Annotated in this window: 14 protein-coding genes; 4 read left to right on the top strand and 10 right to left on the bottom strand. The window is 67.2% G+C overall.

Features of this window, described 5'->3' with window-relative positions; all coding sequences use genetic code 11:
* Window positions 1-314: 314 nt before the first annotated feature.
* On the bottom strand, window positions 315-2,093 hold the full coding sequence (locus tag AKJ09_RS08050) for a hypothetical protein (protein ID WP_146646599.1): 1,779 nt from the start codon (window positions 2,091-2,093) through the stop codon (window positions 315-317).
* Window positions 2,094-2,292: 199 nt separating this feature from the next.
* Between AKJ09_RS08050 and AKJ09_RS08045 the strand changes: the two genes are divergently transcribed.
* The gene (locus AKJ09_RS08045; protein WP_146646598.1) at window positions 2,293-2,895 is read left to right on the top strand and encodes a hypothetical protein; all 603 of its coding nucleotides are present in this window, start codon (window positions 2,293-2,295) and stop codon (window positions 2,893-2,895) included.
* Between the two features lie 10 nt (window positions 2,896-2,905).
* On the top strand, window positions 2,906-3,133 hold the full coding sequence (locus AKJ09_RS08040; RefSeq protein WP_146646597.1) for a hypothetical protein: 228 nt from the start codon (window positions 2,906-2,908) through the stop codon (window positions 3,131-3,133).
* Between the two features lie 59 nt (window positions 3,134-3,192).
* Here AKJ09_RS08040 and AKJ09_RS08035 read toward each other — a convergent pair whose 3' ends face one another.
* Window positions 3,193-4,998 (bottom strand): DUF4215 domain-containing protein, encoded by a 1,806-nt coding sequence (locus tag AKJ09_RS08035; RefSeq protein WP_146646596.1) that lies wholly within the window; start codon window positions 4,996-4,998, stop codon window positions 3,193-3,195.
* 560 nt (window positions 4,999-5,558) lie between these two features.
* Between AKJ09_RS08035 and AKJ09_RS08030 the strand changes: the two genes are divergently transcribed.
* Together AKJ09_RS08030 and AKJ09_RS08025 are read left to right on the top strand one after the other, a co-directional pair.
* Window positions 5,559-6,209, top strand: a complete 651-nt coding sequence (locus AKJ09_RS08030; protein WP_146646595.1) for a hypothetical protein — start codon at window positions 5,559-5,561, stop codon at window positions 6,207-6,209.
* Window positions 6,210-6,356: 147 nt separating this feature from the next.
* Entirely contained in the window at window positions 6,357-7,067 is a 711-nt protein-coding gene (locus AKJ09_RS08025; protein ID WP_146646594.1) for an alanyl-tRNA editing protein, read from the top strand.
* 43 nt (window positions 7,068-7,110) lie between these two features.
* On the opposite strand, the gene AKJ09_RS08020 is transcribed toward AKJ09_RS08025, so the two are convergent.
* The 8 genes from AKJ09_RS08020 to AKJ09_RS55505 all read right to left on the bottom strand — a co-directional run bounded on the left by AKJ09_RS08020 (window position 7,111) and on the right by AKJ09_RS55505 (window position 23,284).
* On the bottom strand, window positions 7,111-8,394 hold the full coding sequence (locus AKJ09_RS08020; protein ID WP_146646593.1) for a M56 family metallopeptidase: 1,284 nt from the start codon (window positions 8,392-8,394) through the stop codon (window positions 7,111-7,113).
* Window positions 8,387-8,782: a BlaI/MecI/CopY family transcriptional regulator gene (locus AKJ09_RS08015; RefSeq protein WP_169927365.1), complete on the bottom strand. Its 396-nt coding sequence runs from the start codon at window positions 8,780-8,782 to the stop codon at window positions 8,387-8,389. Before AKJ09_RS08015 ends, AKJ09_RS08020 begins: the two co-directional genes overlap by 8 nt.
* A 119-nt stretch (window positions 8,783-8,901) precedes the next feature.
* A complete protein-coding gene (locus AKJ09_RS08010) occupies window positions 8,902-10,113 on the bottom strand; it encodes a condensation domain-containing protein (RefSeq protein ID WP_146646591.1) in 1,212 nt (403 codons plus the stop codon).
* Window positions 10,110-10,910, bottom strand: a complete 801-nt coding sequence (locus AKJ09_RS08005; RefSeq protein ID WP_146646590.1) for an alpha/beta fold hydrolase — start codon at window positions 10,908-10,910, stop codon at window positions 10,110-10,112. Before AKJ09_RS08005 ends, AKJ09_RS08010 begins: the two co-directional genes overlap by 4 nt.
* A gap of 3 nt (window positions 10,911-10,913) precedes the next feature.
* Window positions 10,914-12,062 carry a glycosyltransferase gene (locus AKJ09_RS08000; RefSeq protein WP_169927364.1) on the bottom strand — a complete coding sequence of 383 codons (1,149 nt, stop codon included), beginning with the start codon at window positions 12,060-12,062 and terminating at the stop codon, window positions 10,914-10,916.
* Window positions 12,063-12,064: 2 nt separating this feature from the next.
* Complete coding sequence (locus tag AKJ09_RS07995; protein ID WP_146646588.1) at window positions 12,065-12,364, bottom strand: phosphopantetheine-binding protein; 300 nt, start codon at window positions 12,362-12,364, stop codon at window positions 12,065-12,067.
* Window positions 12,365-12,371: 7 nt separating this feature from the next.
* The gene (locus AKJ09_RS07990) at window positions 12,372-16,457 is read right to left on the bottom strand and encodes a type I polyketide synthase (protein WP_146646587.1); all 4,086 of its coding nucleotides are present in this window, start codon (window positions 16,455-16,457) and stop codon (window positions 12,372-12,374) included.
* Window positions 16,457-23,284 carry a type I polyketide synthase gene (locus AKJ09_RS55505; protein ID WP_169927363.1) on the bottom strand — a complete coding sequence of 2,276 codons (6,828 nt, stop codon included), beginning with the start codon at window positions 23,282-23,284 and terminating at the stop codon, window positions 16,457-16,459. Before AKJ09_RS55505 ends, AKJ09_RS07990 begins: the two co-directional genes overlap by 1 nt.
* Window positions 23,285-24,169 lie beyond the last annotated feature (885 nt).

Genomic DNA, 24,169 nt, shown 5'->3' with positions numbered 1-24,169 from the left:
GCGACGATGGCCCACTCGAGAGCGCTGCTGATCTCCTTCGTGTCCTTCAACCAAGAGGCGAGCACGAGTGCTTTGCATACAAATAGCGAACAGCGCTGCGCTGCTCCGCAAATGCTGCTCCGCAAGGGATGCTCCGCAATTGGCAATGAAAGAGCCGAGAAGGACGGCCTCGTGAAGATCGCGGAGCGAATTGCACGGAGAGACGGTTGCCACTCCGTTTGTGGTTCCGGTTCCAGGTCGCGCCGCTGGTTTGGAAGCCGTACGACCGACTCGGTGCGAAGCTTCTCGACGAGCCGGTCCGGCGAGCGACGCGTTCACTTGCCGTCGGCGAACACGACCTCGACCGCCTCCGTCGGGGTGTAGCCCACCTGCATCGGCGGGAACGTCATGCGATCGAAGAGATGCAGCACGCACTCGGTCGCCTCCTGACTCCGCAGCTTCGAATCGATCAGCGCGGCGCTCTTCACTGCGCCCGTCTTTTCGAACGTGAGGCGCCCGTACACAGGGCCGGTTCCGACCGGGCCCTTCTGCGCCGCGTTCAGGTAACAGGCCATGGCGGGCTCGCGCGCGGCTTGCGCCACCTGTTGATGGGAAGGGTCACCGAAGACTTTTACGGTCACCGAAGGCAGGCCCAGCGCGCGTCCGTCTGCCACCCCGAGCTGCCACGAGGGCGAGCCCGTCTTCTGATCGAGCGCGAGCAGTTGCCCTGGGCGGTACAAATACAGGTTTTGCGTCTTCGACTGGGGGTGCGAGGCGAACATCGCGACCCGCCACGGTAGAGGCTTGTCCGTGGGCGCCATGCCGACGGTGAATGCCCAGCGCAGCGTGCCGTTACGCTCGACGGCGAACACCACCGACTGCGCGACGGGGCTCTCGCGCGCGGTCTCGAAGGAGCCGGGACGAGGAGTGGTCGTGCGGTACTCGCTTTGCAGCTGGTTGAGAAACACCTGTTCGCGGCCGAGCTCGACCCCCGCTGGCTTGCCGTAGTAGCCGCCACGCTCGAGGTCGTAGTGCCAGAACCTGCGCCAACGTCGACCGTCACGCATGACGAGCTCCTTGCCCTCGAACCACATCACATCGTGTTCGGGGTCGTCGTCGCCGCGACGATTTTCGCACAAGAGCCCGGACTCTCCCGCGCGCATCGACGCCATGGCTTCCTTCGTGTGTGCCCCGTCGTCGCCGCCGCAGAACTCGGGGTAGGGGCGCCGCCAATCTCGTGCACTCTGCATCGGACTACCAAAATCGGCGCCGGGCGGCAGGCCGTAGCAGCCGCTCGGGCGTTCGCTCGCGGTCGCGCTCACGCGCCCGTTCGTGTCGATGAGCACACCGACCCGCGAGTCGTACGGGCCGACGCCGACCCAATACTTCCCATCCACGAAGCATGCCCCGAGCTTCGAGGACGCCGCGGGCACGGGCTCGGGGAACTTCCCCGAGTGCAGAGGTTTACCGCTCTGCCGATCGAGCAACATGAACTCTCGCTGCCACGTGACCAGGTATTGATTGCCGCCTTCGAGCGCGATCGGAACCTCGGCGATCTCGCCGTCGCGCCATCCGGCGAAGCGCTCGAACGAGCGCAGGAAATTCGGAAGCAGCGAGCGCCAACGTTCCTGTCCGCTGCGTTCGTCGATCTGCACGAAGGCCCAGGCCGCAGGCGTGTGCACCAGGCCCGCCACCGTCCCGTCGGGGCCGCGGACAGGGGTCGACATCCAACCGTCGGCTTCGCGTACGACAGGCGCTTGCGCGAGCATCGGGATCCCCGCGAAGGGCGGCACCGATCCGGAGAACTGCTCGTTTCGAGGCGGCTCGGAAGCCGACTGCCAGAAAATCGCGCGCATGCAAATGAAGAAGACCCCGCCACCGGCCAACAGCGCGTAGAGCAGCGCCATTCGTGGTGGGATGGGCGACGTCGCGGGGGGCGCGGGCTCGAGCGCCGGCGACGCTGCTGGCACCTCCGGCGACGCTGCTGGCTGCATCGCGGTTGCGCGGCGCACCTCGGTGACCACGCCACAATACGAGCAGGTCGCGGTGCTGTTCGCGGTGACGGGCAACGGCGCGCCGCATCGTGAACACAAGAGGGGCGTGGCGGATGTCATCGAAGGATCACGCCTCCAGCAGGGGGCTGAGAACCGGCCCGAGCCGCGTGCTCGGCGACAAGGAAAGCTTAGCCGGCTTCGGCGAGCAAGAGCCTTCCGGTGAAGAAGCCCCTGTTTCGATCGGTCATCTGGGCTTAGACCTAGGACAGACCTACGAGCACGAAGAAACCAGCAGATCCGGTGTTGGAACGGCGAACGGGTGCAGGTCGCCTTCAGCCTCGATTGTTGCGACCGCGAGGTGATGGCATACGTCGCGACGACCGGGGCGAAGAACCTCGCGACACCATGTATTGCTACAAGCAGAACTAGTCCGGAGCTCAGCGTGGCGGATCGTTCTGCAGCGCCGTTCGACCCTATGGCCTTCGCCCGTTTTACCAGAGACTCCGATGTCTACGTCTACGCGGACACGCGTGGCGGGTTTACGTGTGAGCGTTGTCCTGGCGTTGGCGCAGAATTCCGGCGCGCTACTGCCGCCGAGATGCTGACGCACCTGCTGTACGAACATCGAGCAAAAGGACAACGAGTCCCCGATGAGGCCACCGAAGAACTCTGGAAAGAGGCGGGCACGAACGGACTGATTCTCGAGGTCATCTTCTCGGGAGACCGAACGTGCAAAGCGGAGATCACCTGGAGGCGTGATGGCCTTTTCCAGATCTGGCTCTTCCGTGAGGTGCCGAGAGAGGGCGAGTACGAGCCCGAAGTCTACTGGTCACCCTTCGGACGAGAAGCGATCTTGGCGGACAGTCTCGAGCGGGCGAAGGCACTCGCCGAGGATGAGATTGGCTCGTGCGTGAGAAGCTGACGGGGGCCGCATGTTTCACGTCGCAATCGGGTCGTACCAGCTTCAACTTCACTACGATCGGCTGCCGATCTCCTACGAGCATTTGAAGAAGCAGGCGCAGCTCGTCGACGAGTTCGACATCTGGGCGAGGTCCGGAGCGCCAACGACGAATCAGGTGCGGTTCACGGCGATCAAGTTCACCATCGATGTGATGGGCGCGAGGTCCACGTCTCCCATCCGCCGGGACCGAGGGGCGTGAGCTCGTGAGCGGCGTTGCAACCCAATGCACTGTCGCTGCCGACCTGCCGGTTCGATTCGTCAGGGAGTGAGCTTCGCGACGAAGATGTCGTCGCTCCCGTAATAGCCGCCGGCGTTGGTGAAGGCGCCCGTGCCGAAGTCGATGGTGTTCGTGAAGTAGCCTGTCAGGAGCACGTTCTGCATCCCGTCGGCAGCAATGCCCGTGCCCGTCGCCGAGATGCCGTACCCCCTGCTCCAAACGGGAGCGCCTGACGCGTCGAACTTGGCGATGAACGTGTTGCGGTTGCCCGTGTGCGCGAGCGGGCCGTTACCAAAATCGATGGGACCCTCGTTGTAGCCAGTGAGCAGGATGTTCCCCGATCCATCCGTGGCGACGGAGGATGGGAACTCGTTCTCCACGGTGCCAAAGAGACGCGCGAAGATCGGAGTGCCCGCGGGCGTGAATTTCGCGAGAAAGACGTCCAGGTTGCCCTTGCCAGTCAGGATCCCAGTTCCGAGGTCGATACGCCCTTGGCTGTATCCCGCCAGGAGGACATTTCCCGCCGGGTCCACCGTCACGCTCGAGCCGCCGTCGTAGACGTTTCCCGTGCCCCAGCGCTTGCTCCAGCGATGCTGGCCCGTCGCGTCGAACGCCAACAAGTAAGCATCACGCTCGCCAATTGCGGTGAGCGGGCCACCGCCGAAATCCACCGTACCGCCGCAGTCCCCCGTGACGAAGACATCACCGGCAGCATTCACGGCGACACTTTGCGCGTCCTGTCTTCCGCTGTCGCCGAACCGCTTGCTCCAGACGTGATTGCCGTCCGCGTCCAGCTTGGCGAGGAAGATGTCGGTCGAGTACCCCGCGCTCGTCATCGCGCCGCCACCGAAATCGATCGCGCCCCAGAACATACCGGCGACCAGGATGTTTCCGTTCGCATCGATCGCGAGCGCATGGCCTTCCTGCTGATAGGAGTCGCCGAACCGTTTGCTCCAGAGGTGATGGCCCGCGGCATCGAACTTGACGACGAAGACGTCCCACGAGCCATTGGCAACGAGTGGGCCGCCGCCAAAATCGATGGTCTCGCTGAAGACACCCGTGACGACGACGTTGCCTGTCGAATCGACCGCCACGGCAAGCGCACGGTCGTCGCCATGGCCGCCGGCACGATGGCTCCAGAGGTGCTTACCCGCCCCGTCGAGCTTTGCGACGAACAGGTCTGTGATGCCCGATGAAGGAAGCGGCCCGCCGCCGAAGTCGAGAGTCCCCTGGTAGAATCCCGTGATGATCGCGGCTCCGGTCGTATCGACGGCGAGGCCGGCGGTTTGTTGCATTGAGCTATCGCCGTAGCGTTTGCTCCAGAGCGTGCCCCGGCACGTGCCCGGACACGCGCTCGAGTCGTCGCACGTCTCGCCGCCAGCGAGAATGCCATCACCGCAAATCGGTTCGCAGACGCTAGCGGAACCGGCGGAACCGGCGGAGCCGGCGGAGCCAGCGCAGGCCCACCCCGGCTCGATCTCGCAGCTCGCGTTGCAGCCGTCCGCGTTCGATAGGTTCCCGTCGTCGCACGCCTCGCCTGCCGTGAGGACGCCGTCTCCGCAAGGCGGGGGTGCCGAGTCCTGGTCAGCGCCACCGCCATCATCGTCGATGGTGCCGCTGTCGTACGGGAGTCCCGCGTCGTACTCGCTCGCGCTTCCTTCAGCGTGGGCCGCGCCGCCTTCGCTTCCGCCGCTGCTGCTGCTCTGGCTGAAGCCACCATCGCGATCGCTGCTGGTCGGCGGCTCGTAGATCAATCCCCCGCAACCGACGATGTTGGCCCCAACCAGAATCGGCCCGATGGCGTATGCCAACTTCGCAGATCGGTGCATGAGGCGCTTCGCTTGCATGGCGCGAGCCTACCTCTTCGTCGGGCGCCACGACAGAACCGAAGCGCCCAGGACGAGGCTTGAGCGAAGTCCGCCATAGATCGCGATCAGCGGATCGCGTGCCATCTGCGCGCTAGCCGGGGGCGGCTCCTCGGAAATGCTCCTACGTGAAATTACGTACCCATAGCCCCTAAGGAACCAGCGGTTACATGAGGAGGCATACGACTCACATTGCGAGCGGTGGCTACATCATGCGAATGCTCGAGATCCTTCCGAGAGGAGAACGAACGCTTCGGCTCGTGCTCTTTGCGTTCGGAACACCTGACGCCTGACGCCTGAGTGTTTCGCCATTCTTCGCCCGTAGTCCCTCTCATTCATGTATTGTTGAGGGTTATGCCCAGCATCGTGCGGGGGCGGGAGACATGACAATGGTTGCGACTCGGGTGTTTACATTTGTCCTGTTCGTCGCGAGTTGCGCCAGTATCGGATGCGGCGCAGCGCAGGCGATGGCGAAGAGCCAACTTGCCGGGCAATGTAGCTCTACTGGGCTTCAAGGGTGCCCAGCGCTCGCCGATGGCGCAATGGCTTATGTGAGCGGCGACAAGGCTGACGCCGAGGAGAAGCTCCGAAAAGCGGCGGCGCAGAACTCGCCCGCGCAGTTGAAGAAGTTCGCGAAAACCGCCGAACCGATCATCGGTGCGCTCGACGCCGACACCGCGCGCTCCCTCCACGAAGTCATGGCCATTCTCACGGAGGGCGCACCTGCGGGCGCCGCCGAGTCCGCGCCTCGCACCGCCAAGACCGTCGAGAAGGACGCATCCCGCAACGCAGGCGCCCTCAAGACCAACGGCTTCGTAGGAGATGCCGTGGATGCCCACGCCTTTCGAACGGGCATGATCGTTCCCGCCTTCGAAGAACGCGCTTCGCCCTGCAGCAGTGCCGACGCCGACGCGCGTTGCCGTCGTGCGCGCGCTCTCGAAGGCCCCTTCGTGATCACCAATGTCTTCGCCAGCGGCGGTTGCCCTGACGAACTAGCCATCTTTGCTGCGAGCAATGCCACGCATCCGAAGTGGATGCTGCTCGCACCAGCCAAAGAGCATCTGAACGTTGCCGGCCACTTCGTGGTCGAGGAAGGCGATTTTCTCTACGCATCCGCGCGAACGACACTCGACTTCAACAAAGATGCGCGATGCGCGATTGTCTGGTCGGGATATCGACCGAACAATCCATAGCATCTCGCCGTCAGGGCAAGCTTCAACCGCGGCGCGGAAAGCTGCCTTCGAGCCGTCGATCGCTTCTCCGCGCGGTGAAAATCCGCTGCTTGCGCGCACGTATGCTAAATACTGGGAGTCGCCGCTCCCGCGATTCAGAGAGCTCCCATGATGTCCCGCCGCCTCTACCTCGACGACTCCTACTGCCGCGAGTGTGACGGTGCCGTCGTCGCCGTTGACGGCGCTGCGTGCGCCCTCTCGCAGACCGTGTTTCACCCTGGCGGCGGCGGGCAGCCGCACGATCGCGGGACACTCGTCGTTCGCGGCGAGCCGGTGGCCGTCACCGTCGTGCGTGAGGGGAGCGACGGGCTCATCTGGCACGAAGTCGCGCGCCCGCTCGAGCTCGGCGACGAGGTGCGGGCGGTGCTCGACTGGTCGTTTCGCTTCGAGCTCATGCGCCACCATGCGCTCATGCACATCGTCAACACCGTTGCGCGCGACAGGTTCGACGGCGCGATCACCGGTGCACAGCTCGGCGTGGAACGCTCACGCATCGATCTGAAGCTCGACGGCTTCGGGCGCGAGCAGCTTGGGGTCTTCGAGGCGGAGGTGAACGCGGTGATCGCCAAGCGGCTGGCGATTGCATCGAGCGTGATCTCCGAGGAGGAGTTTCGCGCGCGGCCCGAGCTCGTACGCACACTCAACGTTGCGCCGCCGGTGGTCGACGGCGCGGTGCGGATCGTCGAGATCTCGGGCTACGACGCGCAGGCGTGCGGCGGCACGCACGTGCATTCGACGGGGGAGATCGGTGAGGCGCGGCTCGTGAAGTTCGACAATAAGGGGCGCGACAACAAGCGCTTTTATTGGGAGCTTCGCTGAGGCGCTCACCGTTCGAAACCCGGCTTGGTGGTCTTCTGCCGAATCAGGGCCCAAAAGCGATCGGATAGACGACGGTGACGACTCCGCCGCTCGGCTTCGGATAGGTGAGCTTGTTGAACGCGGAGACCACGCATGCGACCACGTCTTGGTCGGGAATGGTCGAGTGATCGACGGCGGCGTCCGTGACGGTACCGTTCTCGTCGATGGTGTATTTGACGTGCACTTCGCCGGCGAGCTTTGCGTCCTTGACGACGCCCGTCTCGTAGCATGTCCGAAACCGGCCGAACTCTGCTCGGACGACGCCTTGGATCACCTCGGGCGCAAGGCGGCCGCGTTGGCCGGCGCCGTCGCCTGGCGGCGCGTTCGACGATGCGTCGGCGGCCGCGGGCGATGCCGGTTGCGCCGCGCTCCCGCATGCAATCAGCAGCGCCATGGAGGCGAGCGCGAGGGCGGCGACTTGCACCGACGTCGGCCAGCGCCGCGAATCGGCGAGCGCCTCGATGCGCTTGCGGAGCGACGAGCCGAAGTGGAGACCGCCTGCACGGAGCGGCGTCACGGTATGCGTCCAACGCTCGGCCATATCGAGAAGTGCATGGCCGTAACGGCGCCGTGCCGCGAGATCGGCGCCGGCAAGCGCGGCTTCGTCACACGCGAGCTCGATGAGCTCTCGCACGCGGGTGATGGCGATCCATACCGGCACGACGGGCCACGCGACGATGGAAAGAACCTCGAGGGCCAGGGCGAGCCACGCGTCGCGCCTTCGATAATGAGCCATCTCGTGACGAAGCACGCAGTCGAGGGCGTGCTCTTCGCCGGGTAAGAGGAGACGCGCCGGTACCACGATGCGCGGCGTGAGCACGCCCATGGCCATGGGACCTAGCTCGTCGTGGACGTAGATCGGGCACGGCACGTCGCGCGTTGCCGGCGACTTCAATGTGGCGTCGGCGAGGGCGCGTTCGAGTCGTACGCGTGCGAGGATCGAACGCGACGCGAGGAGCAGGGCAATCGCGAGGTAGACAAGCACCGGAAGCACGTAAAGCCACGCGTGGGACGCGGCGACAGCGTCGGGCGTGCGGGCACTTATGCGCGCCAGCGGTATGGCAATGACATCGAGGCGCGCACCGGCGATGGGGAGCCTGAAGTCGCCGGGCAAAAGCACACGAAGCACCAACGGTGCGTACAACGCGATCCGCCACGACGCGCGGACGCGAGGCGACAACGCGCGATCGAGGACGATGGCGCCGGCGAGCAGCAGCGCCGTCCACACGTTCAGCACCAAGAGCTTCGCGACGAGGACTCGACCCAGATCGATCAGTGATTCAATCATGGCGCTTTCCTTTCCCGTCTTTTGCGTCGAGCAGCGCGCGGAGCTCGGCGAGCTCTTTCTTCGAGAGCTGGGCGTCCTTCGCCAAAAAGTGGAGCGCGGGAGCGACCGAACCGCCGAACGCTTTGTCGACGAGCTCGGCCCACGCCGATCGTTGGGCGTCCACGGCGCGTACCGCGGGCGTGTACTCCCACACGTTTCCTACTTGGCGCGCCGAAACCAGGTCCTTTTGAACCATTCGATCCAAAAGCGTCTTCACGGTGGAAACGGCCCACGCCCGCTTTTCCGCGAGTGCTTCGGCGACTTCACGTGCGGTAGCGCGCTCTTTGGACCAGAGCACCTCGAGGAGATCCCACTCCGTGTCGTGGATTGTCTTCTTCCGTTCCGTCATTCCGGCCTCCCTCATGACACCGATCGTGAACGCACTACAGTTGTAGTGGGTTAACGACGAGCGTCAAGGCGACCGCGCTGATTTGCGTCCGGAGGGAGGTCGTTCGCTCGAGTGCGGTGTTAGCCGCGGGACCGGGCGCGGGTGAGCTGCTCGCGGAAGGCGTGTACGAGCTCGTCGAGTTGGCCGCGGTGGTTGTACGCAGCGGGGGCGGAGAAGACGGCGGTGACGCCGCCTGGGCGCTCCACGAGCATCACGCCCAGTTTGCCCGAGGATGGCGGGATCGGAAACGCCAGGCGGCCGCGAAAGCCTGGACACGAAATCACCGCCGGTGCGACGGCCCCCATCGACACGAGGCTGCCGCTCGGCGATGCCTCCGTCGCCGAGTAGAGCGCCGTGTCCTGCCGCGCGCGGATCCCGTCGGCGAGCAACGCCAGTGGCTGGCGGTCGAACCCGAACGGCAGCAGCAGTCGGCAATCCATGTAGCCGCGCACCGAGACCATGAGTCGGTGAATGACCGCGCGCGGCGAGTCCGCCGGCTCCACCGGGAGGCGCAGGTAGCCGACGAGGTTGCCTATGCTCGTCGACTCGGTGCGGAGGCCCCGGTAGTCGATCGGCACGACGAATGAGACAGCGCCCGCCTCACGGCGCCATGCCCACTGGCCAAGAAACACAGCGGCGCGGCCCAGTAGGTTCGCCACGTCATGGTCGATATCGACGCGGCGATAGACGTACGCCAAGGGGTGAATCGGCCCACCATGATCGAGGACCGGGATGGCAACGGCGGGCTTCGGGAGTCGAATGCCGGACTCGATCGTCTGCTTGCGGTGGGCGCGCCGGATATCATCGTCGGTCACGACGTCCGACGATCCGACGAGCGGCTCCTGGCGCAGCGCGCGGAATATGTCGCTCGCCCAGTGGACGAGCCCGCGCCCATCGAAGGCCGCGTGCAGTCCACGGAAGACCAGGCGCGTGCGGTCGTCGCGGCAACGGACGATGATCACCTCGGCGACGGGACCGCTGCTGGCGTCGAAGCGCCGATCGAGGAACGCGGTGTGGCCCTCGCTCATGCCATCCCACTCGCTGTCGTCGACCTCGCGGACGTCGGGAAGCGGGCCATCACCGACCCAGCGCGCGCTCGTCTCGTCCTCGGTGAGCCTCGCGCGGAGCCCCGGCGTGACCGCTGCCACCGACGTGATGGCGTCGCGCAGCCGATCGGCGTCGACATCGCCTTCGCCTTCGGCGACGGCCACGACCTCGTAGCGGTGCACGCGGTCGAGCGCGAGCGCGTACCGCTCGAGCGAGGACAGAGGGCGCTCGAACCGCGGCGTCACGTGGCGATCTCGGGCGTCGACAGGAAGGTTTCGATTTCGCTACGCAGTGCGACCGGCTGCTCGTCGGGAACGTAATGACCGCAGTCGAACTCGACCAATCGCGCGACCGGGAGCAACTGAGCCAGACGTACCGACGACGCGTGCCACTCGGAACGTTTTCCCGTCACGATGAGGACCGGCACATCGAACGATGCCAGCGTCTGGACATCGGGAAACCGGGTATCGGCGAGATCGGCGACCAAGGTCGTCTCGTGAAGCAGACGTTGGACGCGTTCTCGCATGCGCGCCTCTCGTCGACCAGGAGGAGCGCCACGAGGAGCCCCGGTATCAGGACTCGCATCGAGGAGACGAGCGTGGGCGTGGAGCGTTCCCCTCACGCCGGCCTCGACCCAATCCGACGGCACGCGCTCGGACGGGATGATCGGCGGGTCGACGAGCACGAGACGGCGGACGAGAGCCCGCTTCGCGAGCGCGTAGCACAACGCGATGACCGCGCCTGCGCTGTGCCCCACGAGATCGATCCGATCGTCGTCCGTCGCACCGGCATAGCGCCGACGCACGGTGTCCAGGTCCTCGCACTGCTGGACGACTCCATAGCCCGACGCGGGCGTCGAGCTGCCTCCGTGCCCGCGCAGGTCGTAGATGACGGCCCGTCGCGTCTTGGACAGCGGCAGCGCGAAGGGCGCGTACCACGTTGCCATGCTGCCGGTCATGAGGCCGTGCAGGAAGAGCACTGGGCGACCCGTGCCCATGGACATGGCGCTCAGCGCACCGCCGTCGACTTCGATCGTTTCCATGAATCAGACCATTCCTTCGAGCTCGTCTGCCGCAGCCTCCGCGCCCCGCGTCTCGGCGAACGCCGCCGCGAGACGTGCCGCGCCGGCGCGTAGCTCCGGGTCGTTGAGCAAGCTCATGATGGCCGCGCGCGCGGTCGCGACGGTGAGCTTCCCATAGCGCAGGGACACTCCAGCGCCGGCGCTCACCACCTGCCTCGCCACGGTTGGTTGATCCACGCGAACCGGCGCGATGGCCAGCGGGAGGCCGCGCGACAGGGCCTCGCATACCGTGTTGTGGCCGCCATGGCCGATCACCGCCGCCGCCCGATCCAGCAGCGCCAGCTGGGGGACATACGAGCGAACGAGCACGTTGGCGGGGGCCTCGGAGGAGAGCGACTCGTCCGCCACGATGACGACCTGGACATCCATGTCCGTCACGGCCGCCATGATCGTCCGGAAGAATTGAGCGGCACGTTCGTCTCGCTCGCGCGTGCCGAGGGAGGCGAGCACCAGCGGCCGGCGCGCATCGAGCCACTCCCAAGGAAATGGAACATCCCGGCGGCCGTTGCCCCCGGCCGGCCCGACGAAGCGGTAGTCCGCGGGCAGGAGCTCCATTGCGGGGTCGACGAGGGCTTTCGACGAGAAGACGATCACACGGCCCGGCGACAGGTCGGGATGGAGCACGGGCGTGGTCCCAGGCAGACACGTCTCCTGCAGGCGCCGCCACTGATCCTCCAGCCACGCGTCGAGCGGCGGCGCCGGCTTCGCAACCGATGCGCTCGTGGTGACGAGCGTCGCCCACGGGACATCCACGTGTCGTGCGGCCAGCGCCCCCGAGAGCATCTGCTGATCGACCGCCATGACATCCGGTTGAAATGCCCTGACGGCCGCCACCATGGGGGCGAACGTCGCCGCTGCCATCTCGGCGAACCGCCCGAAGGCCTGCGTGATGCTCTCGAGCCCTCGGGCAGACCGGTCCTGCAGGACGAACTGTCCGTTTTCCCACCCGTCGAGCGCGTAGATCGTGCCCTCGGCCGGCAGGTGCTCGCAGATGTAGCCGGCAGGCGCCGCCCACGCGACCGTGTGACCACGACGCGATAGCGCCCCCGCCGTGGCCAACGCCGGGTTGACGTGCCCCACGAGCGGAGGCACCGCGAACAGGACGCGCGCCATTCTCAGGACGTCTGCTTGGCGGCGTCGATCACGTCCACGATGTCGCCGACGCGAAGCTCGATGAGCGCCGGGATTGTCTTCCCCGACAGCCATTCCATCACGTCGATCTGCGAACCGACTGCGACCTGAATCGCGTCGACGATCCGGACGAACTCCAGGCTGTCGAGCTCCATGTCGCGACTGAAGCGCGTCTCACGATTGATCTCGTAGTCCTTGATCCAGTCTTCGGCGACAACGTCTCGGATCGTGTCCACGACGAGTGCCAGCGTGTCGTTCGTGTTCTCGTTGCTCGCGACGCTCATGCTTTCCTCATGACGAAAACTTCCACATTACGTTCTTGTCGTCCGCGATGTCGATCGACACCGGCCGCTCGGAGGCGACCGCCGCGGACGCGTAGGCGCGATGCGCGACGGCGACATGCAGGCCGCGAGGCACGATCGACGTGACGTTGGGACCGGCCGTCAGCGCCCCGTCGACGCCGCCCTCGAGTACGATCTCCTTTGGGAAGATACTCGCCTGTCCCCCGCGGCGAACGAGCTCCCGCACCGCGTCCTTGGCGACGATGCGTCCGTTCAGCCAGCGCCGACGATCCCGTGGGCCGATCCGTTCGTAGACCGCGTTCTCCGAGGCCGTGAGGTAGAGGCGCGCGAGGTAGTCACGCGCGGCGGTCGTATCGTAGCGATCGTCGAACAGGGCAACGCCCCGGGCCACCGGCTCCGACAGCGCGCTCGTGTCGATTTGCTGGATTTTGTGCCGGATCCCGATGAGTCCAAGCTGACGCTGCTGACAGCCGTCGAGAGAGAGGCGCACGCGTCCGGCCTCGTCGGTCAGACGATGCTGGCTCACGCAGGTGCCTTCACCTCGCAGGACGGCGCGAACGTCGTCGTGCAGTCGCTCGCCGATCGCCGGATCGGGGCCATGGAACCGAAGGCGCTCGAACCCGACGGGGGCCGACACGCCATTTTCGGACTGCGTGGCGATCCAGTAGCCCGACAGCTGCAGCAGGGCATCGAGCAGGCCGCCTCTTCCTGCAGGCACGATGACGTCGCCCTCGATACCTTCGTTACCGAAGCGGAGGATGCGGCGCAGCCCCTGATAGGCTGGCCCGTGGAAGGACTGGCGCATGCGATACATCGACAGACCGTCGAGCATCGCGTCGTTGGCGCGCGCGAGGGGCGCCAGGGCCGCATCCTCGAACCGTGGATAGTCTCGCGACACGATGATGGTCGCCTTGAAGTGTCCCTCGATCTCCGCCTCGATCGCCCCGTCGGTGCGCTCGGTCAGACGAATGTGCACGGTGAGGGGCGTGGCTACCGCCAACCATCGGTACGCTTGCGCGTCGCGCAGCTCCGCGACCTTCATGCCCGGGAGTGCCTCGGCGACCGCCTGACGGACCAGCTCGACCATCATCGCCATCGGCACCGTCGGGGTCGTGTCCGCCACGAACGGCCATCGTTCTCGCTGCGGATGCATCGCATGATCGACGACCTCCGGGATCGTCGTCGCGAGATCCAGATAGCGAGCCACGCGAACATCCAGTCGCGGCGCGGCGGGCGGTGGGCTCACCCGCGTCTGCCGGATGACCGCCATCACGTCACGACGCGCGCGCTCGATGTCCGAGCGCGTGTCGTGCCAGATGCGCTGCATGACGTCGTCGGTGCCCGCCTCGTCGACAGGGGTGGCGACGTCGGGCGACCAGTCGAGCGGTTCCATGCGGACGAACGGCACGCCCAGCGCGAGAGGAACGCGCTGGTCTCGCGCGCCGCTTGGCTTCGCCGACGCCGGCCGAGGCGTGCGAGACGTGGAAGATGTGCCGCGCTCGAGCAGCCGATTGTCGAAGGAAGCCCCCTCGACCCACAGCGCGGCGCAGAGCCCGACGAGCTGCGTGAGCGCGGGGCGATCGTTGCGGTAGGCCGCCACCACCAGGTGCTCGCGGCCGCGCAGGGTGTCGTCGATCATCTGCGGTAGCGATCCCGCGCCGATCTGGACGAAGACGCGGTGCCCGGCGTCGTACATGCCCTCGATCAGATCGCGAAAGCGCACGGGCTGCACGAGCAGCGAGAGAGCGAGCGCGCGCCGCGAGGCCTCGGTATCCGGAAACAGGGCTGCGGAGGTCGCCGACCAGACAGGCACGCTTGGCGCGGTCATCGGCAGCCGTTCAAAATACGGACGCGCTCGCTCCACGAAGCTGGCGAACGCCGACGTGTGAAAGCCGCCACCGAACGGCACGGACTGACACATCACCGAGGCTGCCTTCAGCCTCACGCGCAGCACCTCGATTGCTTCGCGAGGGCCGCTGACGAGAACTTGGTGAGGGGCGTTGTCGTGCGTGATCGTCAGCTGGTCGCCGAGCCCGTCCATCTCCTTCCGGACGAGCGCAACGTCACACGCGGCCGCCAGGAAGACTTCGTCGGCGGGCGCCACCGTCACGCCTTCCGCGCCGAGCATACGTCTCGAGTCGAGGTGCTCACGCGCGATCACGCCGGCGGCCTCGAGCGCGTTCCACTCGCCAATGCTGTGGCCGGCGACAGCGTCAGGACGGATCCCGAGCGCGCGGACGGCGTCGAGCATGAACTGGTTGACGCCAACGACGCCGCGGACGACGTCGAAGACCCGCGCCCCGGGATCGAGCCGCTCGTGCACGGGCGGTAGAGGCAACCCGAGGTGGTCGGCGACGTCACCGACCTTCGGATCGAACGTCGAATCGAGACCGGGGAAGACGAATGCGAGCCGGCCGCCGTTGGCGATGAGCCCCTCGCCGGAGAAATACACGTCGCTGCGACCGCGCCACGGCCGTCCCGAGGCGAGCGCCTTCTTCGCGATCGTCCGTTTGTGATCGTTCGGCTCGACGATCGCGAGTCGGTAGGGCCCCCCGTCCGAGGAAGGAGCGTCGGTCTCCTCACCGGCTTCGAGGCGCGCGAGCAACGCTTCGCGCGTCTCTGCCGAGAGCAAGAGGACGGGCGGCGCCACCTTCTTGGACGTCGGGGCAGACACGCGCGCCGAGGGGGCCTCGTACCCGCGCACGATCGCGTGTGCATTGATACCGCCGAAGCCGAACGCATTGACGGCCGCCACACGCTTTCCCGGCTCGAGCGGCCAGGGCTCGGCCGCCCCGATCGTCCGAAAGCGCGTGGTCGAGAGCAGCGGGTGCGGCTCCTTGCAGTGCAGCGTCGGTGGAAGCACGCCGTGGTGCACCGCCAGGACGGCCTTGATGAACCCGGCGATGCCGGCGGCCGCCATGGGGTGACCGATCATCGACTTGATCGTGCCGAGCACGGGCTTCGTCTCGACGCCGTCGTGAGCACCGAAGAACGCAGAGATGGTTTTCAGCTCCGCTGCGTCGCCCGCTTTGGTGCCCGTGCCGTGGCCCTCGAGCAAACCGAGCGAGCTCCTCGGGAGTGACAAGGGCGACCACGCGCGCTCGAGCGCCTCCAGCTGCCCTTCGACGGCGGGGGCGAGCAGCGCGCTGCGACTTCCGTCGCTCGCCGAACCTACACCCTCGATGACGGCATAGATCCGGTCCCCGGCGGCAATGGCGTCGTCGAGGCGCTTGAGCACCACCACGCCGACGCCTTCTCCCAGGAGCACCCCGTCGGCATCGGCCGCGAACGGCCGGATCGCGCCGGAGCGAGACATCGCGCCGAGCTGGCAGAATGTCGCCCAGAGCGTTGCCTCTTGCGCGAGGTGGACACCGCCGGCGACCATGAGGTCGACGGAGCCCTGTCCAAGCAACATGCACGATTGCTCGAGGGCGAGCAGAGAGCTCGCGCACGCGGCGTCCACCGCGTAGGCCGGTCCGTGGAGATCGAAGCGGTTCGCCAGGCGCGAGGCGACCAGATTTGGCACGTTGCCCGAGGCGACGTCGGGGCCGAAGTACGAGAGCTCGTCGCGAACGCGCTCGCGGACGCGCTCGAGGGCATCATCGGGGATCCCGGGGAACAGGTCGCGTAGCGTCGTCAGCAACTGAGGGAGCACCCTCACGTGCTCCACGAGCCGCAGCTTGCCGGTCGACATGTGCCCGCCGCGCCCAAGAATGACGCCCGTTCGCTGCGGCGGACGACGCTCGCGATCGTAGCCGGCATCCGCGAGCGCGCGCGTGCCGAGCTCCAGAGTCAGGAGCTGATCGGGCTCGGTCGATGCCATCGTCTTCGGCAGCACGCCGAGCGCGAGCGGATTGACGGCAGCGAAGGCGTCGACGAAGCCGCCGCGACGGCAGTAGAAGCGATCGGCGTCCGTCGATTGGGGGTCGAAGTACAGCGGGTCCAATCGCTGCTCGGGCGCGTCGCTGAGCGCGTCGACGCCGCGAACGATGTTGTCCCAGTACGTCGATACGTCGGCCGCCCCCGGAAAGACGCACGCCATCCCGGCGACGGCAATTCGAACCGGAGCGGCCATCAGTCTTGCCGTGCGCGCCGTGCGGAAGGGGTCGGTTCGGCGGTGAGACGATCGGCCGTCGCCGACATCAACACGACTTGAGTGTCCTGTTTGCGTCCGGACGAGAGCTCACGCAGGAGCGCGTCCACGCCTTCGTCGAGAGGGATGAGGCCAATCTTCAGCCGCTCGAAATGCCGCTCGAGCGCGCCGTCGACCATCCCTGCGCCGTGCCACGGTCCCCAGTTGACGGTGAGCACGTGACCGTCGGTCTGGCTCTGCCACTCGACGGCGATGTGGTCGAGCGTGTCGTTGGCGCACGCGTAATCGAGCTGCCCCTCGGCGCCGTGCAATGCCGCGATGCTCGAGTACAGGACGACGAACTTCACGTCGTCGCGCATCGACCGGCGCAGGGCGAGCGCTCCGTTGACCTTCGTCTCGAACACGCGGGCGAAGCTGTCCTTGGTCTTGTCCTTGATGTTCCGGTCCTCGATGATCCCGGCGCCGTGGACGACGCCGTCGATCCGGCCCAGCGTCCGGTAGCGCTCGGCGACGAATGCCTCCAGGGCGTCGCCGTCACGCACGTCGAGCTGCGTGTAGCTCACGATGCTGCCGGAGGCGCGAATCGCCGCCATGGTGCTGCGCATCTCGCGCTCACGCAGCGTCGTCTGCGCCAGGCGTTCGACGTCGCGCAAGGTCATGCCTCGATCGCGCGACGCGAGCACTCGCCTCAGGTCGCCAGCGTCGACGTCGCGGGTGACTTCGCTCTCGGCCTCGGAGGGAAGTGCCGCGCGTCCGACGAGCTCGATGCGGCAGCCGTATTGCGCGGCCAGCGCGCGTGCGAAGGCACCGGTCACACCGCGCGCGCCGCCGGTCAGGAGGACAACGCTGTCCTTCGTGAGGAGCGGAGCGCGCCGTGTGGTCGCGTCGGCCTCGAGCGGCGCGAGCGCGTAGCCCCGCCACCAGCGCGCGCCGCCACGGTAGGCGACCTCGCCTGGTGAGTCCGTCGCGGAGAGCTCCGCGATGATTGCCTCCACCTGCGCGTCGACCGTGGTCGTGAGGTCGAGGTCGACGTACCCCGTCGGGGCGCCGGGATACTCTCCCTTCGCGCAGCGCATCATCCCGGCCAAGCCGGCGCCACGTTGACCGGCCGCCTTGCCGCCGTTCGGCCAGGCTTCGGGTGTGTGGTCACCAAGGGTCATCGCCGAGCCGCCCACGGCCAAGAGGCCCGCGCCGCCGCACACGACGTCCTGCATGATCGGGAACAGTCGATTGACGTCTGCGGGGTTGCTGGACGGATGAAGCGGCCACAGGTGGACGAGCTGGTCGACGCCGCGCCAGGAGTCGCGCGCTTGCGCCTCCGACCACGACACGACCTGCACCTCTCCACCCTCGCGTCGTAGACGCTCTGCCACGAGCGGCGCGAGTCCTTGCTCATCGTCGGTGATGACGAAGGAGCGACCCTTCACCGGAACTGCGCGCTGGGGTGCCGTCGCCGGCTCGAGCCGCATGAGGTGACGCAGCACAGGCGCCGTCGCCGACGAGCGACCGGCCGAGCCCGGCATGGCGCCATTCGATGCGCCGTTCGATGCGCCATTCGATAACGGGGCAATCGCCGGAGTGGCCTCGGCCTCGCTCGGCCCGCTGGCGCTGGAGAGATGTTCGAGCATCCCGCGCAGGGTCCTTCGGCTCCAGAGCCCCTCGACCATCCGATCCGCGTTGGCCTGTCCGACGCGCACCTTCAGCCGGTCGACCAGCTCGACGACGATCTCGACGCGCTTGATGGAGTCGATCGACAAGTCGGCTTCGAGATCGAGATCCAGCTCGAGGACCTCCACCGGGTAGCCGGTGCGATCGCTGATGATTCCGAGCAAGGTGGCCGAGAGATCGATCGGCTGCGAAGAGACTGGCAACGCGGGCAGGGCAGGCGCCGGCGTCGTCGTTTCTGGCAGCGTGGCTACTGGCGCCTGTGGCGCAACGTTCCGAGTTGGCGCCGCCGGTCTCGCACGGACGGGCACCGACGAGTGCACCGCCGCGTCCGCGCCGCCGTAGTAGGTGACGAGCACGTCACGCTGCGCGGCCACGACCTCGCGCATGTTGTTCAAGAACTCGAGGAGCGCCGCGTCCGCGCCGTTCGCGGACTCCGAATGGCTAGCGGCAGTCGCCCTGGCCGCAAGGTTCACGACAGGCTTCGTCACGATCTTCTCCGCGTGTTCTGGGAGTTCTCCCTTGATTGGACGTGCGCGAACGCCGTCGAGCATCCACGTGTGCGCCGGCAGCACGAGCGGTCGTTCGAGATCGAGCCGGCGTGTGCGGCCAACGAACAACGCTGCCGCGTCGAACGTGTCCGACAGCACCGCCATTTGCGCCACGGCATCGAGCAGGCTGGGCAGGCCATCCTCGGCCGACGGTGCGGCGGTGATCACTCGATGAGGCGCTGCACGTAGGATCTTGCGCACGAGGCCGGACAAGGCCGATCCCGGGCCGACCTCGACGAACACGCGCGCGCCATCCGCGTGCATGCGCTCGATCTCTTCGATGAAGCGGACCGGGCTCGCGATGTGTCGCGCAAGCGCCTCGCGCGTGGCCGCGACGTCGTCGACATGCGGCGCGGCCGAGACGTTCGAATAGACCGGCCACGCGAGCGGAGCGAACGCGACGGGGTCGAGCGCACGGGCGAAGATCGGACCGGCGCCGGCAACGACGCTCGAGTGGAACGCACACGACGTCGCCAGCTGCTTCGACGCGATCCCCAATGTCCTCAGGTGCTCACAAGCACGGGTGACGTCGTCGGTCGGTCCGGAGATCACCGTCTGCTCCGGGCTGTTGTAGTTGGCGAGCGTCACGCGCGAGAAGTCGGCGAGCGCCGCTCGAAGCTCCTCGCCGTTCGCGCCGACCGCCGCCATCTTGCCGGGGTCCGCGCCGCACGCCGAGACGATCGCGTCGGCGCGCGCCTGCGCTACGGCGATGAGCGTGTCCAGATCGAACATCCCCGCCGCCGCCAGCGCGGCGAGCTCGCCGAAGCTATGCCCCGCGGCCATGTCCGGCGCCAAACCAAGCGACGCGAACCAACGCGCGAGCGCGAGCTCCACGATACCGAGCGCGGGCTGTGCGTGTCGGGTGTCGGCGAGCGTCGAACGCTGGCGCGCCCGGCTCTCGTCGTCGTACGCGCCACGTGGGAAGAGCGCTTCGGCGGACGCCGGATCGGCGAGCAGCGCCGTCTGGAGCTCCGGGAAGTAGACGAACAGCTCGCGCAGCATGCCGGGGTACTGCGCCCCCTGGCCTGGGAAGAGCCACGCCGTCTTCTCCGCGTCGGCGACGCGGCGATGAATCCGCCGGTCCTCCGCCGTCTCGTCGAGGGCCACGGCGAGCCGCTGCGCGAGCTCCTCACGATCCTTTGCGACGAATGCATATTGCACGGGACCGTCATTTGCGGCCCACACCGCATGCGCGACGTCGCGCAGTGCGAACGGTGCCGTCGACTCCGCGAGGAAGCGCTCCACGCGGCGACCGAGGTCGAGCGCAGCGGCGGGAGTCGCCCCGCGGAAGGCGAAGAGCTCTGCGGGGAAGGTCGCCGCCCCGAACCGAGATGGCGCGGATGGAGCCGCGGACAGCACCGCGTGGAAGTTGGCGCCGCCGAAGCCGTAAGAGCTCACGGCTGCGCGCGGCTTATCGGCTGTCCACGGCCTCGACGCGGCGCTGAGCGCGAACGGCGTTCGCCCACGTAGCGCGTCGTTCGGCGTGATCACGTGCGGAGTCCCCGGCAGGACTCGGTGATGGAGCGCCTTGACGGTCTTGATGAGACCGGCGACGCCCGACGCGGCCCGCGTGTGGCCGATCAGGCTCTTCACCGCGCCAAGGTCGACCGTATCGGGGAGCGCACCGCCTGCGTTGAACACCTCGCGGAGCGTCTCGAGCTCCGTGCGGTCGCCGACCACCGTGCCGGTGCCATGCGCCTCGACCAGGCTGATCTCGGCAGGAAGAACACCTGCTCGTCGGTAAGCGCGCTCGAGCGCACGTGCCTGGCCTTCCTTGCGCGGCGCGGTGAGTCCGAGACCCTTGCCGTCGCTCGATCCGCCGACGCCGTCGATGACGGCGTAGATCCGATCGCCGTCGGCCTCGGCGTCCGCGAGGCGCTTCAGGACCACCGCGCCGACGCCCTCGCCGAGTGAGGTGCCGTCTGCGGACGCGTCGAAGGCGCGGCACCGACCCGACGGCGAGAGCGCTCCGAGCGACCCGAACCGCAAAAGATCGGCGATGCCGGCGTTGAAGTCGACACCGCCGACGACGACGAGATCGCTCCGTCCATCGTCGAGTTCCTCGATGCCGGCCGCGAGGGCAGCGAGAGAGCTCGCGCAGGCGGCGTCGATGGTGAAGTTCACGCCGCCGAAGCCGAGGCGGTTGGCGATGCGGCCGGCGACGACGTTGTTCAACATGCCGGGGAACGAGTCTTCGGTCATCGCCGGGAGCACGTCGTCCAGCTCAGGGGGCACTTCGCCGACGTACTGCGGGAGCACGCTGCGGAAATGCATCAGGTTCGCGATGTACGGAGCGCCCGCGGCGCCGAACATGACCGACGTCCGATCATGATTGACGTTCTGGGTCGAGATCCCTGCGTCCGAAAGCGCGCGCGCCGTCACTTCGAGCGACAAAAGCTGAGTGGTCGCGATCGCGGGGAGTGACTGCGGGGGAATTCCATAAGCGAGCGGATCGAACGGCACCGCGTCGATGTACCCGCCCCACTTGCTCGGCGACTTCCCTGGCTGCGGTGGCCCGCTGCGATAGTAGAGATCGACGTTCCAGCGGTCGGCGGACACCTCACGGACGGCGTCGACACCCCGCACGACGTTGGACCAGTACGTCTCCAGATCGGGCGCGCCCGGGTAGATGCAGGCCATGCCGATGATGGCGACGGGCTCGGCCTTTGGCGCGGACGCAAGGGCAGGGGGCTCGAGCTTCGCCAGGCGCGCGGTGGCACCCGCCGACACGTTCGCGTGGAGCTCGGCGATCGTCGTTGGCTCGCGCTTGAACGCGATGGCCTGACCGATCATGTACGCGCCCTCGCGCTCCTGCTCCGAGGCATCGACGTGCCGTAGATGCTCACCCTCGCGCACGACGCCCTTGGTCGCGATGCGCAGCCTGCCGACGTTGAGCGCGTCGAGCGCCGCGGTGAGCGCTGCGGGCGCGAGTCCCTCTGCCTTGAGGCGCGTGCGCTCACGCGCGAAGTGCTCCGTGAAGGGCGAGCGAAGGCAGCGCACGGCGTGGCCGGGCGCGGTCTCCATCAGCACGGTCTCTTCGCCGGCGAGCGCGCGTCGCTGGAATCCTTCGAGCAGCGCACCGCTGGACACCGCCTCGAGCGTCGCGATGTACGCCGTGCCCATGAGCACGCCGACCTTCACGCCACGCGCGGCGATCGGCGCCGTCAAGGCGGCCACCATCGCGGCCGACCGGTCGTCGTGAATGCCGCCGGCGAAGAGCACGCTCACGCGGTCCGGGTGCGGCGCCTTGAGGAGGACGTGGATGATCTGCTGCCAGAGCACGAAGCTGTAGCGCGGACCGACGTGACCACCGCACTCGCGACCTTCGAGCACGAAGTGCGTGGCGCCGTCCTTCAAGAACATTTCGAGAAGGGTGGGGGACGGCACGTGCAGGTACGTCGTGATCCCCTTTTCCATGAGGGGTCGCGCCTGCGACGGTCGCCCGCCTGCCAGCAGCACGACCGGCGGCTTGAACTCCTCGAGCAGCTCGAGCTGCGGACCAAGGACCTCCGGTGGCGCGAAGCCGAGCACGCCGACGCCCCATGCCTTGTCGCCGATCCGCTCGCGCGTTTCGGTCAGGAGACGTCGGCAGTCCGCCGCGCGCATGACCGAGAGCGCGAGGAACGGCAGCGCGCCCGCATCGGAAACCGCGCCCGCAAATGCAGCGGTATCGCTCACGCGCGTCATGGGGCCCTGCGCGATCGGATAACGAGTCCCGTGCGCGAGCGCCCACGGGCTCTTCTCATCGAGCGTGCACAGCCGCTTGGCTTGACGCAACTGACCGGCAATCCGCGAGCGCAGGCCGAAGACGAACGACTCGACCGTCGGACACGTGCCGGCCGTGATCGCCGCGAGGGCCGCATCCTGGCCGATGGCCCAAGCCGTTCGGCTCGTGAGCGCGAGGCGAACGTCCGTCTCCGTCCAGCGTTCGAGCTCACGACCGTCGAGCCCGCCCTCTACGAGTACGTTGTAGCCAGCGACGGCGCGCACCTCGCTGCCGTCCATCTTCTGGAGGCGAGCCTTGATGGTGGCAGGCAGTCCGCTCTCCGAGAGCAGTGCGAGCGCCGCGTCGACGACGACGCCGGTGGCGCCGGCAGCAACGGCGGCCGCTGCCGTATGGAGACCGATGCCTCCCTGGCACCAGACGGGGACTCGGCCATCGGCGACGTCGAGCACACGCTGCAGAAGAATGAAGCTGCTCTCCGCGCCGACGCGTCCCCCGCTCTCCGCGCCTTTGGCGATAAGCCCGTGCGCACCTGCGTCGAGCGCGGTCTTCGCCTCGTCCACCGAGCGCACCTGCGCGACGAGAGTGAGCTCCCTCAGCGTTTCGGGGACCGCGCCGAGGCCGCCTTCGACGACGAGGAACGTCACCGACGCCGGCGGCGCCAGCTGAGTCAAATCGACACCGTCCGGGACGCGTAGTCCGATGTCGGTGAGCCGGAGTCGCGTGAGCGTACGGAAGAGCCCAGGCCACGCGCTCTCGTCGCGTCCGACGTCGATCGCGACCGCTACTCCCTCTCTCTTCAGCGCCCGAGCGAGCGGAAGGTCTGCGTGATCGAACGGCGTGACGGCGAGCAGGAGTTCGTTCTGCATGCGGGGCATGGCCATGTCGTCGGACTGCCCTTGGGTGAGCTGCGTGCGAAGTGCACGGCAGTTACACGAAGGACAAATCGCACTCGTACCACGACGCGTTCAACCGCCGCATGGCTATTCGACTCGCATCTCGATGCGCGTGAGTCAGCCTCGACGTCGAACGTGGATGTCGACCGTTCGGCGCAAAACGGTCACTCAATCAACACGCCACACATTACGCGAGAATGTCGGGCGTAGAGCTCGCTTCCAATCTGCAATTACTCAATCCCATTCTCCGTGGGCGAGCGATTCGTGGGCCGTAAATTCGGCGTAGGGTGAAGTGGTCGTGAGCACCGATTCTCGATAGCTCGTAGTCGCGGAACACTCGAAGAGAGCGCTCGCTACGAAAAGCGAGGTGGGCCGAACCATGTGACGAGTGCTTCGCGGAGGCTCGCGTCGCGCTCGTTCTCGAAGTCGACCACGTGACGCCCCGGGCGCTCGGTGGCAGCGGCGAGGCCGAGAACCTCCGCGTCCATTGCCGAGCACAAGACCGTGACGCTTCGAAACAACGAGAGCCGCCACCTCTACGGAGTCACGGCCGGCGATCGGTGGCCTTGCTCTCGAGGCGAGCCACGTCGCGCCTGAGCAGACGCGAGAGGGCGACGCGCGGAAACACGTACGCTGGTCTAAACCGTCGATCATCGGGAATCGACGTCACGGTGGGCGCGTCAGCGTCCTCGGACAAATCGGTTGAGCGGGGGCGTGCTCACGTGGCTCCGCGGGAGATCGTCCCGCGTTACGCAGAGCTCAGCGCTCGAACGAGACAGCGCGTGCATGGCTGCTGCACGCGCGCGGACTTCAGATACGATTTGCAAGGCGTCCCGCGTCGACGACTCGAGCCGCGTG

Source organism: Labilithrix luteola, assembly GCF_001263205.1.
Classification (GTDB): Bacteria; Myxococcota_A; Polyangia; order Polyangiales; family Polyangiaceae; genus Labilithrix; species Labilithrix luteola.
This window is presented reverse-complemented; position numbering and strand designations above follow the sequence as displayed.